This is a genomic window from Chitinophaga sp. 180180018-3, assembly GCF_037893185.1.
Classification (GTDB): Bacteria; Bacteroidota; Bacteroidia; order Chitinophagales; family Chitinophagaceae; genus Chitinophaga.
This window is the reverse complement of the sequence record NZ_CP140772.1, coordinates 2,752,886-2,765,966: the sequence shown is the minus strand read 5'-3', so window position 1 is coordinate 2,765,966 and position 13,081 is coordinate 2,752,886. Positions and strand designations below refer to the sequence as shown.

The following is a 13,081-nucleotide window of genomic DNA, read 5'->3' as shown; positions in this document are numbered from 1 at the left end:
TAACACTTAAAAGTGGCTCAAATTATTCATACGTGGAAATTAAGTTAGGGTTAAAAGAGAACTGGAAACAATTCACCCTGCTGATACTGGTCAACATGCTGGTAGGCGGCATGGTAGGACTGGAAAGAACCATCGTACCACTGGTAGGTACGGAAGAATTTAAGATAGGTTCCGACATAGTGGTGTTTTCTTTCATCATTGCCTTTGGTGTAGTCAAGGCCTTCACCAATCTTATTTCCGGTGTGCTGGCTGATAAATACACCCGCAAACGGGTGCTGGTACTCGGTTGGATTGTTGGGTTACCTGTGCCTTTTATTCTGGCCTGGGGACCAACCTGGAACTGGATCATTGCCGCCAATATACTGCTCGGCATCAGCCAGGGGCTCACCTGGTCAATGACCGTTAATATGAAAATAGACCTGGTAGGTCCTAAGAAACGAGGACTTGCCATGGGATTGAACGAAGCTGCCGGATACGGCGCCGTAGGACTAACAGCTTTGCTGACAGGCTACCTTGCCTCGCATTACGGACTGAGGCCTCAACCGTTTTTCATTGGTATCTTTTACACAATTGCCGGTCTGCTGTTATCGATACTCGTCATAAAGGATACCCGTCAGCATGCCCGGCTGGAATCGGCACAGGTGGCCGCTACCACATCGGGAGAGCAGTTGCATAAGCCCGATCTGTTATGGGTATTCAGGGAAACCTCTCTGAGAAATAAGAACCTCTTTGCAGTTTCTCAGGCAGGCCTGATTAATAATCTGAATGATGGTATGTCGTGGGGCGTTTTTCCGTTGCTGTTTTTGTCGATGGGCGTTGGCCTGGAAGGTATAGGCTGGATCAAAGCAGTTTACCCGGTTGTATGGGGCGCAGGGCAGATCATCACCGGACCGCTGGCTGATCGTATCGGCAGGAAGCCATTGATCGTATGGGGAATGTTTGTGCAGGTGCTGGGGCATATCGTGATAGGCTTCGAATTCTTTCCTCCGCTTACATCCGGACTAACAGGCTCCATCTTGTTAGGCATCGGTACTGCCATGGTTTATCCGGCCTTGCTGGCGGCTGTCAGCGATGCGGCTCATCCTTCGTGGCGCGCCTCTTCTCTGGGAGTATATCGTTTCTGGCGGGATATCGGCTATGCCGTTGGAGCAGTGATGGCAGGCATTGTATCTAACTTCCTGGGCCTCGTTTGGGCGGTACATATTGCAGGGTTTGTAACATTTCTCTCCGGTGTGCTGGTTTGGATCAGGATGAAGGAAACAACGCGGAAGTTTTCCTGATTATTCCCTGAAAAAGTTTTTAATACTACCATCCGGATTATAACTGATCGCGTACCTTTCCCTGCTGCCATTGATCCTGATGGGATACCAACTGAACCCACCATCGCGGATCAGCGCATATATATAATCTACAGGCGCAGCACCTTCAATGGATGCTGCTTTTGTGGTATAGCTTCTATACACGCCTGCTACATTTTCAAAGTGCAGGGAATCAAGTCTGACCAGCGAACCTTTAACATCATCATGCACAGATAACTGCACCGGCTTAGGTCCTTCCCAGGCGCCATCATGGAAATCATATTCATCTACATAATCAGGACGCTGCGGATGTTGCAGCTGCGCGATTATTCTTCCGTTATCATAAAAGTGAATAATGTTATAGAGATAGATATTCTTCCCTGCATAGGCAGGAAGGCGGCGCAAAGCCTGCTCAGCAGCATTCAGCGAAGCCGTATTACGCAGGAAATCTTTTTTAACAGTATGAGTAAAGGAAGATGTTACGGTGGTGGTAGTGCTGCTTACAACAATAGTTGTATCGCTATGCAGGCTGGCAACATTTGGTGCACCGGCATCACTCACGGGCGTACCATAGAACGTGTCATGTATGGAATCCCTCCATCGCTGACAGGAGCAGCACATCGCGATTAATGTTATCATCAGCAGGCCCTTCTGGTTCATAATATTGTTATTTTAGTCTTCTATATCGCTGGCGAAGGCCACCACGCCGGGGCTCAGCTTCAGGTAAAATACAGGTACAGTTTTCTGTTGTGCAACTCCCAGATCCAGCAGCGAAACAATTTTCTTCAACGTAGCCGTATGTACGCGACCACTATAATCCTGGTAACTCAACTCAAATTTCACCTGCGGCTGTTCATTGATGTAAGTGCCGGTTTGAGTGGCCGACACAATCGCGGCGTCTGTCCGAAGTCCGAAATATTTCAGTTTAAGCAGTTCCGAAGGCGAGCCACCAAGCACATCCAATAATTTCCGCAACCCAACGCGCGTTACAAGCAGGATCAGTGGACATAGTACAAGGGGATGATAAAATTTCAAAAAGCGCCAGCCGGTGCCATTGTTTTCGTGCGTGTAAGCATAATCATAGTACCAGAGCACCGCCACAAGGATAACTACCCAACCGAGAATCTGTGCTGCTAACCGCGCCACTTTTACAGTCACCGTTGTGTCTTCCACTGATAAATATGGAACAGATTTCAATGTTCGGTCTATCAGGAGGTGAATTGTTTTTCCCTTATCATAACGCTGCAGTTCCGGCTTGGAATCATTTATTTCCAGCTCTTCACTAATCTCTGTTCCTGAGAAATTCTGCAAGGTGACTTTCATCTGCATGGCCACTATATCTTTCCTTCTTCGCGTCAACGTTTTACTTTCCACTACCCTGGCGACTGCTCTGGTACCGGTTTGGGCCAGTCGCCGGATATTATTCTTCATAATAAAAACATTCAATATCCATTTGCGGAACCAGCCTCGCAGCAATGCTATCCACAGTAATACAGACAAGGCCAGCCAGGTAAGTGCCAGCCAGGGCGCGGTTGCGCTGGTACTTTTATCCTCCGCATTGTAGTAAAGCAGCATGGGAAAGGGAATAGCGAAGAATAGTATATACAGTAGCCAGAAGTATCTCCAAAAACCCTTCATACAGCCGGAATTAGTGTTCGATACCTAAAATAAGGCAACATATTTACTTATCCAAAAAATCAACCATTGTCAGGCTACCTTACATCTTTAAACCCCAGCAGTGCATAAAAGTCGCGTTTGTAGGTTTCGCTGACAGGCAGCATCTTATCCCGGATCTTCACCTGCCCACGTTCAATAAACGCTACTTTGTCTATCGCCACCATAAATGATTTATGTATCCTGCACAACTTTTCGCGGTTTACCAGCGATTCGAGCTCGTTGAAAGTCTGCAGTGTGAGTATTTTCTCTTTCTCGGTATAAATACAGCGATAATCCCTCATTCCTTCAATGTAAATTACATCGCTGTAAAAAACTTTAATACTGCGGTATTCCGACTGCACAAAGAAAAAATCCCTTACTTCCGCACGCCTGTTCTGCACCTGCTCATGTACCTTCTCCACTGCTTTCAGGAAACGCGGGAAATCGAACGGCTTCAACAAATAATCGGTCACATTCAGTTCATATCCTTTTAAAGCATATTGTTCATAGGCGGTAGTGATAATTACACATGGCACATTTTTTAGCGAGGCTATGAGTTGTAATCCATTCAATTCTTCCATTTCTATATCCACAAACACCAGTGTAACCGGGTTTTCTTTCAGGTATAGCAAAGCTTCCATGCTACGGTGAAATGTTTGCTTCAGATTCAAATACGGTACCCTGTGGATAAAATCAATTGCTTTATCCATTGCCAGTGGCTCATCTTCAATAACTATGCAATCAATCAGCATTTAAATAACGTTAACACCACTTCGTAATACATTTCGTGTTTATTCACTTCCATCCGGTAGCGATTTCCGTAGAGCAGCTCCAGTCGCTGCCTGATGAGCCCCCAGCCGAGGCCGTTATTCATCAGGGTACTTCTTTTATTGCTGTCGTACATATTCATGCATTTGAAAACTATTTCGCGATCCTGTATATCCAGCTCTGCCACTATTGCCGCCGCAGTAGTTCTGCTGCTAACATGCTTGAACGCATTCTCCAGGATCGGAATAAATACCATCGGCGCCACCAGATGGCCATTGACATTACCATGTACACTGAATTTAACAAATTCCGGATTAACAGACCGGATCTTCTCCAAATTAATATATTCGGTTATGTAATTGATTTCCGACGCGAGCGGGATTTCTCCGGCAGCCGATTCATACAACATAAATCGCAATAAGCCGGAAAGTCTGTTAAGGTATTGCGATGCTTTTTCCGGATCCTTTATCAGCAGCGAATCTATATTATTGATGGTATTGAAGAGAAAATGCGGATCTGTTCTTGATTTCACAAGATCCAGCTGTGCTGCTGTGTTAACCTTTTCCAGCAACAGCAATTCATCTTTTGTAGTGATTAACGTCTGTACCACAGCCGATAATATACCCATCCATGCAAAAGGCACAACTGCCAGATAGGCGCTGAGCAGGAAGTATCCGAATGACCAGTAAACGGCAAATGAAACACTGCTGAGTAACAAGATTAACATGCCTGGCAGCACCAATATCAGCAGTAGTTTGATGATGTTTGTCTTCTTTAAAAAAATACTACCGGCAGCAGAAATGGCAATAGATAAAGTAAGATAAAAAGTAGCGCATCCCACCAGCACCAATACAAAATTAATCAGGGCGGTCTGGTAAAATACGGTGAGATAACTGCGGCTTATGATCCCCTTTACAGGAACGAATGCCGTAAACTGGTATATCCAGCTAATAAATGTCAATATAAATGGTACTGATATCCAGAAAAGAATATGCAGCAGTACTATATATTTCTTCATTTCATTGATGAATTGCCTGATAAAAAAAGGGTGGAAACAGCGGCCTGATAAACATATTTCCACCTCTTTCCATTACTTTTTAGTAAACTGGTAATAAATGGTTCCTCCTGCTTTGTTACCGGCCGGATCATACGTCTGTTCCAGGATCATGTTCTTGTCATTTGCCTGGGTAACCCGGACGGCTAAACGCTGACCGGTACCGGGATTAAAAATGATATTGTTACCCTGCTTGTCCCAATTACCTTTCGCCATCCCGGAAGTGTTGAAAGTTCCATCGCCATAAAGGCGCACTAATGAATAATTCATTGTTTCAAGATCTGCTGCCAGCCGGGGCGCCCCGTCCTGGCCGTTCACCTGCATGAGATCGGATAGTACCCAATCTCCTTTAACTTCATCCAGGGAGGTATGCGCTTCTTCCGTTCTGCTACAAGCGTTTAGCAATGCAGCTCCCGCCAACAGGATAAAAATGGATTTACCAAAAACAGCTTTCATGGTGCAATTTTTTTTGTTTCATCCAAAATTAAATGATGCGCCAACGGGTTGTAAAATGGATTTGTCCGGATAGGATATTTATCTGCCAAATTAAGTAAAATCCCTGCAAGAGGGTTCAGGATTTATTACCGGGGCAACAGGCGTTGCATCAGCCTGGGCAATGGGTGATCAACAAGTTTGATCCCCAAAGCCGTATCCTGAGGGTAAAATACTGGATGAACCAACCGGGAAGCACCCACCGGACTTCATTCGATGAAACCTTCACGATGAAATGAGCATTCTTTCCGGAGGCAGTTCTGAAACGGTTATCCCAGATTACAGGGATAACCGTTCTTTTTACTATAGCTTGTCCGCGCTGTTCCAGACCTTAATGTCTTTTATCACGCCCTTGAAGGCATGCGACGCATCACCCACATATTTCAATGGAAAGAACAGCGTCTGCACTTTCGTCATCGAGTCTTTCGTACCAGGGAAACTCACCTTTTGTCCCTGCAGGTTTTGTATCATCTTTCCATTAACATACAGGCGGGTGCTTTTATGATCGCCGCTTTTACAGGCGCCTGTTCGATGCCACCAGGCAACAAGGTATTGATCTGATCAGGATCACCGGCGCTACCCTTTCCGGAGGCAGCTGGCATTATCACAGCGTATGGAACGTTGGTGGAGGAGATCATCTTTACAGTAATAAAACAAGAACCTGGGGTATTGAAGGAAAAGATCTCCGGAACGTAACCTTTGGAAATTATTTCCCTTCTTCGTTCGGTGGAAATTTTGGCCTCAATGCCAGTTCTACGGTACAGGAATTCGAGAATATACAGGCTGTTTCTATTGGTCAGGGAGTAACATACGTGCTGAATCTTTCTGATAAATCTGCCTCCTCCTGCCCCGACAAACAAGCTATTTTCCATGCTGTCAGAACCTGGGAAGAAGCCAGGGCTGCCAATGCCTTCCCTGATTGGGTGAAAAGAGAACTGAAGAACACCTCCCTCTATTTCCATTTGGAAACTATCAACGCCAACGCCTGGAATCTGTACAAAACAGATAGACAGGGCAACCGGCTATTAATAGCCCATTACCTGAACTCTCAACTCAACAGACTCATTGAATAGCTTTTTGTATGACCGCAAACAGCTATACAATGAGTCTGTTTTTGGATAAGACAAAGCCGGATTGGGTTAAATCTATTTTCTTGTTGTTACTGACCTTTGTGCTAACAAAAAACAAGAAAAATGAATAACCTGACACTTTGGATTTTTCAAATTCTTCTGGCAATTTGGTTCGGGTATGGCGCTTACAGGAAACTATCCACCCCGGTAGAAAAAATGATCAACAATAAGGCGCTCCCTTTCGGCGGGAATCCGGTACCAATTATCATTCTTGGTTTCCTGGAGGCGCTTGGAGCCATAGGTATCCTTGTACCTCAGGCACTCAGCATTTGCCCGTCTCTTACTGCTGTTACCGCTATGTGTTTCTGCCTGGTCATGTTTGGCGCAACCATTTTTCACATTAAAAGGAAAACATATAAGCCACTCCCGGTAATTTTATCTGCATTGGTACTTTCGTTCGTTGTTGCCTGTTACCGGTTCTGAATTAACTTTGCAATATGGAACTGAATCCGACACGAATAAAAACAATTACCGAGTTTCATAAACTAAGGGGCTTACCAGCTCCCGAACATCCGCTCATCAGCGTAGTGGACTATAGCGATATTAAACGCCCTCCCATTGCCGGTGAAGCAAACTGGGTGCTGGACTTCTACCATATTTCCATCAAAAGAGGATTGAATGCCAAACTAAGATATGGCCAACAGGAGTATGATTTCGATGAAGGCATTATGTTTTTTATTTCACCTAACCAGGTATTCAGGATTGAAGTTGAACCAAATGTGGTTATAAAGAAATCAGGCTGGATGCTGCTGATTCATCCTGATTTCCTGTGGAATACATCGCTGGCCAAACACATCAGGCAATATGATTTCTTTGGCTATGCTGCTAATGAAGCCCTGTTTCTTTCAAAAAAGGAGGAGATTATCATTAATGGAATCATAGCGAACATCAGGCAGGAATATCTTGGCAACCCCGACCGGTTTAGCCAGAATATCCTTATCTCGCACATTGAAACATTGCTCAACTATTCGGAACGGTTTTATGAACGGCAGTTTATGACCCGTAAAATTACCAATCACCAAATCCTCGATCGTCTGGAAGCATTACTACATACCTGTTTCAGCAATGGTGATTTAATCACCAAAGGGTTGCCTACGGTTCAATCTATCGCCAGTGAATTAAATATTTCCTCCAATTATCTAAGCCGGCTACTAAAAACGCTTACAGGCCAAAGTACCCGGCAGTTCATCCATGAAAAGCTCATTGAAAAAGCAAAAGAAATGCTGTCCACAACAGCTTTATCCGTTAGTGAAATAGCCTACGAATTGGGGTTTGACCATCCTCCATCATTTACTAAATTATTCAAGCGCAAAACCAGTCTTTCCCCGTCAGCATTCCGGCAAGCGTTCAATTAAACAAGCCTGATACTATCTTTCATGCGTACAGCCTTTCGCACACGGGTAAAATGCCATTCAATGCACGCTGCTCAGACATCATAGTAAAATGATTGCTGCCATCCACCTCTATAAACTTCAACTGCGGTATATGCCGCTTCCACTCGTCGTGGCTGTAATGTAACGCCGACTGACTATTCCCTGTAACAGGCCTGTAGTAAGGTTCCATATCACCATACAAATGGTTGTTTCTGTTACCAAAGTAGTAACAGTCAAAACCTGCCGGATCGGGTAATAATCCCGGCGCATATTTGTCCGGCTCAAACGCAAGGTGCACCTTTGTATGCCGGTGTAACATCGCCGGCAGCTCCGTCAGCAAACTTTCCATACCCCGCTTCCGGGAAAGAGCGATGAGCTGCTCAATGAAAGCGCTTTCTGTTGTTTCAAAATCCACTTCATCATTCCGGATAAGCAATCCTGTCATTCCGGATGCGCTGTAATGAATAGTGGAATGCAGCAGGAGATTCATTTGTATAAGCAGCGCGTGATTGCCATTCACCATAAACTCTTTGAGCAACGGTCCGGTAATGGTATCGATCATCACTACTGAATTCACTGACTTGCCAGCGGCCTGCAGTTGCCGTGTAATCTCATAAGCAAGCGTTCCTCCGAGTGAATATCCGCCCAGGTCGTAAGGGCCTTCCAGCTGAACGGATGTGATGATACGGGTATAGTAATCTGCCATTTCAACAACACCTTTCAAGGGATCATGGCTACCTGCCCAACCCCGGGGTTGAATACCAAAGAAAGGCCTTTCTGTAAGCTGTGCCAGCTTATTGTACATCACCACACTGCCCATGCCGGAATGTAGCCAGAAAACCGGGCGTTCCCTTGTGCCTTTATTGAGCTGGATCAATTCAGGAAAAGCAACATCCCTGTTGATGGAAACGGGTGGCGCTTCCGGAGATTTACTACCTGATATTCCCTTGTCTGTTACCAGATATTCCGCCAGCGCTTTCAGCGTCTGATAGCTAAAAAATACGGCAGGACTCAGTTCCACGCCAAAAGTATCACCCAACTTTCTTGCGAATTCTGTAAATAAAATAGAGTCGAATCCATATTCAATCAATGGGGTGTCTTCATCAATTTCCTGTATATCTACCTGTAATAGCGCTGCTACTTTTTCCTTCAGCAATGTGCCCAAATCAGCCGCCGGCATTTTATTCCGCGACGGCGGTGGAACAGGAGCCGTGTTCTTCGGTGCAGGTGGCGACAAGAGTTTCCTGATTTTCACGACATCTCCCTGTACAACCATCACCTGGCTGACGCCTGCGCTCATGATCCCGTAAAAAGCGCTGATACCGGCTGTTGTTGTGAGCGGTGCCATACCTGTATTCTCCCTGTATTGATCAATAATTGCGGAAGATAATTTCATTCCTCCCTCCTGCCAGTATGGCCAGTTAATAGAAATTGTTTTACCCTTGCGCTCTCCGGCTGCCACCAATTCATTGCGGTAATGCGTATAGGCGTCAACGAAAGCATTTCCCATGGCGTAGTCCGACTGGCCGGCGGTACCCCATACACCTGCCACCGACGAGAATGAAAGGAAAAAATCAAGCGGCTGCCTGCCCCAGGCCTGGTCCAGGTTTACAATGCCGTTGGTTTTAGCAGCTAAAACGTCGTGTATATCTGCATTTGTTTTCTTCACTATAAAGTTGTCGCGCAATACACCGGCTGCATGTATGATGCCATTAAGCTGCCCGTAGTTTTTTCTGATATCCTCAAAGAGAGTTGCCACCTCAGCATTCCGGCTTACATCTGCCTGACGGTAGGTAATTTCAGCCCCGAGCTGGCGGAGATGTTGAAACCGATCTTCCTGCCGTGCATCTGGTGAAGAGCGGCCTGTCAGGATAATCCTGGCCCTCTTGCAACGCCTGGCGATCTCCTCGGCGAAAAGCAATCCAAGGCCACCGCCGCCGCCGGTAATAAGATAAACACCGTTTGTTTGCCAGGGCCGACTGATGCCCAAAGGAGTGTTCTTCCATTCCTCCCATTCCGGCACCTGACGCGTGCCATTGACATAGCGGATATGACGTTGAAAAGACATGCCGGCGCTCTCTTTCAGTTTAACGGCGAGCGACAGTGCCGTTTCTCCCGCAGCAACGCTCAGCAATTGCCCGGCAGCGTCGGGATACTCATTATGGAGTACATACATCAAACCAGAGAAACCACTTAGCGCGGATTGTTCTCCGTAGTTATTTACTACAATCTGCATCGAAATACGACCTCCCTGAGCATGCACCTGCTGCTGCACACTTTCCACGATAGCCTGGGCATAAGCGTTGAATTGCCTGGCAATATCGCCCGGCGCGGGCATTAATGGAATGCAATGGGCGCCTTCCATTGCACGTGATATATCAGCAGGATTGATGTGGTCTAACCCACACAATACCACAAGATGATTGCTACCCGGTGCCTCTCCTCCGTGTGCTAAAGCCGGCGCTTCTTTCCAGACAGGCTCAAACAACAACAATGGCTCCTCCCCGAGTTCCGCAACAGGTTTTTCTTCTTCAAATGCCCGCAGCATAAGGCCTTTCAGCTGAACGCAAACACTGCCATCCGGGTTGCATACATCAATATTCAGTTGCCGCACTTTCTCATCTGTTACACTTTCATTGCTATAGCTGACAATCGACCACGTGGCTGAAGTACAAGGGCTATAAATCAGCAGCTCATTTAGTGCAAAAGGAACATAGGGTACTACGGGATGTCCTTTCCCCTCTAGGGAGGCGAGTAAACCAATGGCTGCCTGGGTTGCCGCATCCAGCAAAGCCGGGTGCAGCAGGAAGTTGTTGTCTGATGACTGTTCCTTCAATGCGGATAACCTGGCCATTACTTTGTTTTCACCGGTGTATATTTTTTCCAGCAATTGAAATGTCGGTCCATAATGGATGCCTCTCTGCCGGAAAAGCTCATAGCACTGCTCACCGGAAAAAACGCTCTTATTGCAGGATGCCTGCAATGAAACCAGATCATGCACCGGTGCTGTTAATGCTGTCTGAATACGGAAAGTTCCCTCACTATATACCGTTTTTCTGCCACTCTCATCCTGCTGGTAGATGTAGTAGCCCATGTTATTATTAATCCCTGTATAGAGGTGTCCGTTTTCTTTTTCTTTCTCTGCCACAAAAGGCCGTGCCCAGACAACGTTTCTGAGCACAATGGTGTTGCCATCTGTGTTTTGATTTGTTACTTTCCCTGCGATAGCCTCACGGGCCATCTCAAGATAAGCCACGCCCGGCAGTATAACCCGGCCGTTAATAACATGATCCGACAAAAAGAACTCATTTCCGGAAAACCCGCTGCTGTAACGTGGTTCCGAAGGTGTTGACGCATCGTCATGCAACAGGGGGTGCGATGTCTGAACAACTTTATTTTCTATCGCCGGTCCGGGAGTGATGGTATCCCTGAGTATCCAGTATTTCTTCTGTTCAAATGGATATGTAGGCAGATTCAGACGCCGTATTTTCTTCCTGTTAAAAAGCTCTGCCCAGTCAGTATTATAGCCGTCGATATAGAGACCAGCCAGTATCTGAAGCCCCTCCGTAAAGGTCTGCGGATCTTTATTCTTTTTGGCCATTCTGACAGCCTCTCTGTATGATTGCAGCTGTTGCAGAGAACCAGGAACGTCCTTCTTCCTGTTATCAGTTCCTTCCGCATTTTCTTCCATTGCCTGATGCAGTATTTTTTTCAACTCCTGCATGGAACTTATAACACAGGCGAACCTGACAGCAAAGTGTTCTCTTCCTGTAAGCAGCGCGGCACCGACGTCGGTGATAGTACAAGTGTTGCCTTCTTTATCCAGCCAGTTCAGCAGGTCCTGCATTTTACGACGCAGCGCAGCAGGGGTTTTGGCTGATATACAAACAAGGGCTGCTGGTCTTGTTTCGTGTGGTTGTTGCGCTATTGCCGGAGGCTCTTCCACTAACAGGTGTGCATTGGTGCCTCCAAAACCAAAAGCATTAATGGCCGCTCTCCGTGGTAAAGGAGTGCCCTCTCTGTCTTTCAGCGGCGCCCATTCCTGCAATTGATTCACCAGTGTAAAGGGCGAATCGTTCATATTAATACCCGGGTTGAGTTTCTTAAAATTCAGCTGCATGGGCAACTGGCGATGTTTCATCGCCATCAATACCTTCACAAGACTGGCAACACCAGCGGCCGCTTCCAGGTGACCGATATTAGCTTTCACAGAACCGATGTGGCAATAGGGCCAGGGTCTGCCGGCCTGACCATATGAATTAAAAGCCCTTGTAAGACTGGCAAATTCAACAGGATCGCCTTTTGGCGTTCCTGTACCATGTGCCTCTACATAGCTGATAGTATCCGGTGTAATACCAGCCTTTTGCATGGCAGCCTGAATTACTTCCGCCTGGGCGGTGGAGCTTGGTGACGAAATCGTATGTGTGTTACCGTTATGATTGACTGCGCTGCCCTTTATTACACCATAGATGTTATCGCCATGTTTCAATGCTTTTTTAAGCGGTTTTAACAGTACCAGGCCGGCGCCTTCGCCCCTTACATATCCGTCGGCACTTTCATCGAATACTTTACAGGAACCGGTGGGCGACAACATACCTGTTTTGGAGAAATATGAATATTGTATTGGATTCAGCAAGCTGTTGATACCGCCTGCCAGCGCCATTTTACATTCGCCTTGTAATATCGACTGAGCAGCCAGATGCACCGCGTAGAGCGCGCTGGAACAAGCAGTATCTACTGCAAAACTGGGACCACGCAGATTAAAAAAATGGGAAACCCGGTTGGGCACCAGCACTGCGGCGGAACCGGTAGAGTGATGTGCTTCCACCTCCAAATCATGCTCAAGCATCTGCCGGTCACTGTAATCCATACTGGACATTCCCACAAATACGCCTACACTCCTGCCCGATAGCTGGTACGGCGGTATACCGGCATCTTCAAAGCAAGTCCACGCCAGTTCCATCATAATTCGTTGCTGAGGGTCCATCGTTTGCGCCTCACGGCCGGAGATATGAAAAAAACCGGCGTCAAAGGCATCTATATCTGCAATAAAACCACCCCATTTACTTACACTACGTTTCCTGCTGGCAGGTTGTTCACCCCAGTAATGCTCCCAGCGCCAGCGGTCAGGAGGAATTTCACTGATACTGGAGCGCCCTTGTACAAGATTATTCCAATACTCCTGGTAATTTCCCGCGCCGGGAAAACGACAGGCGACACCTACAATGGCAATCTCCATGTTGTCGTTGCAGACAAGTTTTTTCTCAGAATTTTTCATAGTGCTGTTGATTAGAAACGCGGCGCCCAACG

At 46.6% G+C, this 13,081-nt stretch carries 12 protein-coding genes; 4 read left to right on the top strand and 8 right to left on the bottom strand.

The features are described 5' to 3' along the window. The first annotated feature begins 32 nt into the window (after positions 1 to 32). Positions 33 to 1,280, top strand: a complete 1,248-nt coding sequence (locus UNH61_RS10840; protein ID WP_326992126.1) for an MFS transporter — start codon at positions 33 to 35, stop codon at positions 1,278 to 1,280. Here UNH61_RS10840 and UNH61_RS10835 read toward each other — a convergent pair whose 3' ends face one another. The 7 genes from UNH61_RS10835 to UNH61_RS10805 form a co-directional block, all read right to left on the bottom strand. Further along, on the bottom strand, positions 1,281 to 1,958 hold the full coding sequence (locus UNH61_RS10835; protein ID WP_326992125.1) for a hypothetical protein: 678 nt from the start codon (positions 1,956 to 1,958) through the stop codon (positions 1,281 to 1,283). A gap of 12 nt (positions 1,959 to 1,970) precedes the next feature. Beyond that, positions 1,971 to 2,936 (bottom strand): hypothetical protein, encoded by a 966-nt coding sequence (locus UNH61_RS10830; RefSeq protein ID WP_326992124.1) that lies wholly within the window; start codon positions 2,934 to 2,936, stop codon positions 1,971 to 1,973. Between the two features lie 74 nt (positions 2,937 to 3,010). Continuing rightward, positions 3,011 to 3,706, bottom strand: a complete 696-nt coding sequence (locus UNH61_RS10825; protein ID WP_326992123.1) for a response regulator transcription factor — start codon at positions 3,704 to 3,706, stop codon at positions 3,011 to 3,013. Beyond that, positions 3,700 to 4,740, bottom strand: a complete 1,041-nt coding sequence (locus UNH61_RS10820; RefSeq protein ID WP_326992122.1) for a sensor histidine kinase — start codon at positions 4,738 to 4,740, stop codon at positions 3,700 to 3,702. Before UNH61_RS10820 ends, UNH61_RS10825 begins: the two co-directional genes overlap by 7 nt. A gap of 72 nt (positions 4,741 to 4,812) precedes the next feature. After that, the gene (locus tag UNH61_RS10815) at positions 4,813 to 5,232 is read right to left on the bottom strand and encodes a hypothetical protein (RefSeq protein WP_326992121.1); all 420 of its coding nucleotides are present in this window, start codon (positions 5,230 to 5,232) and stop codon (positions 4,813 to 4,815) included. Between the two features lie 339 nt (positions 5,233 to 5,571). Next, entirely contained in the window at positions 5,572 to 5,739 is a 168-nt protein-coding gene (locus tag UNH61_RS10810) for a hypothetical protein (protein ID WP_326992120.1), read from the bottom strand. After that, a complete protein-coding gene (locus tag UNH61_RS10805; RefSeq protein ID WP_326992119.1) occupies positions 5,736 to 5,906 on the bottom strand; it encodes a hypothetical protein in 171 nt (56 codons plus the stop codon). The genes UNH61_RS10810 and UNH61_RS10805 overlap by 4 nt, the downstream gene beginning before the upstream one ends. 174 nt (positions 5,907 to 6,080) lie before the next feature. Between UNH61_RS10805 and UNH61_RS10800 the strand changes: the two genes are divergently transcribed. The 3 genes from UNH61_RS10800 (at position 6,081) to UNH61_RS10790 (ending at position 7,753) form a co-directional block, all read left to right on the top strand. Next, positions 6,081 to 6,341 carry a hypothetical protein gene (locus UNH61_RS10800; RefSeq protein WP_326992118.1) on the top strand — a complete coding sequence of 87 codons (261 nt, stop codon included), beginning with the start codon at positions 6,081 to 6,083 and terminating at the stop codon, positions 6,339 to 6,341. Between the two features lie 120 nt (positions 6,342 to 6,461). Continuing rightward, positions 6,462 to 6,821 (top strand): DoxX family protein, encoded by a 360-nt coding sequence (locus UNH61_RS10795; RefSeq protein ID WP_326992117.1) that lies wholly within the window; start codon positions 6,462 to 6,464, stop codon positions 6,819 to 6,821. Between the two features lie 14 nt (positions 6,822 to 6,835). Further along, entirely contained in the window at positions 6,836 to 7,753 is a 918-nt protein-coding gene (locus UNH61_RS10790; RefSeq protein ID WP_326992116.1) for an AraC family transcriptional regulator, read from the top strand. Between the two features lie 19 nt (positions 7,754 to 7,772). Here the strand turns inward: UNH61_RS10790 and UNH61_RS10785 are convergent, their stop codons facing one another. Then, positions 7,773 to 13,049 (bottom strand): SDR family NAD(P)-dependent oxidoreductase, encoded by a 5,277-nt coding sequence (locus tag UNH61_RS10785; RefSeq protein WP_326992115.1) that lies wholly within the window; start codon positions 13,047 to 13,049, stop codon positions 7,773 to 7,775. Positions 13,050 to 13,081: the final 32 nt, after the last annotated feature.

Excerpts from the sequence above, each read along its gene's own strand:
- UNH61_RS10835 (WP_326992125.1), bottom strand. The coding sequence starts at position 1,958 with ATGAACCAGAAGGGCCTGCTGATGATAACATTAATCGCGATGTGCTGC.
- UNH61_RS10830 (WP_326992124.1), bottom strand. The coding sequence starts at position 2,936 with ATGAAGGGTTTTTGGAGATACTTCTGGCTACTGTATATACTATTCTTC.
- UNH61_RS10825 (WP_326992123.1), bottom strand. The coding sequence starts at position 3,706 with ATGCTGATTGATTGCATAGTTATTGAAGATGAGCCACTGGCAATGGAT.
- UNH61_RS10820 (WP_326992122.1), bottom strand. The coding sequence starts at position 4,740 with ATGAAGAAATATATAGTACTGCTGCATATTCTTTTCTGGATATCAGTA.
- UNH61_RS10815 (WP_326992121.1), bottom strand. The coding sequence starts at position 5,232 with ATGAAAGCTGTTTTTGGTAAATCCATTTTTATCCTGTTGGCGGGAGCT.
- UNH61_RS10810 (WP_326992120.1), bottom strand. The coding sequence starts at position 5,739 with ATGATACAAAACCTGCAGGGACAAAAGGTGAGTTTCCCTGGTACGAAA.
- UNH61_RS10805 (WP_326992119.1), bottom strand. The coding sequence starts at position 5,906 with ATGATCTCCTCCACCAACGTTCCATACGCTGTGATAATGCCAGCTGCC.
- UNH61_RS10795 (WP_326992117.1), top strand. The coding sequence starts at position 6,462 with ATGAATAACCTGACACTTTGGATTTTTCAAATTCTTCTGGCAATTTGG.
- UNH61_RS10790 (WP_326992116.1), top strand. The coding sequence starts at position 6,836 with ATGGAACTGAATCCGACACGAATAAAAACAATTACCGAGTTTCATAAA.
- UNH61_RS10785 (WP_326992115.1), bottom strand. The coding sequence starts at position 13,049 with ATGAAAAATTCTGAGAAAAAACTTGTCTGCAACGACAACATGGAGATT.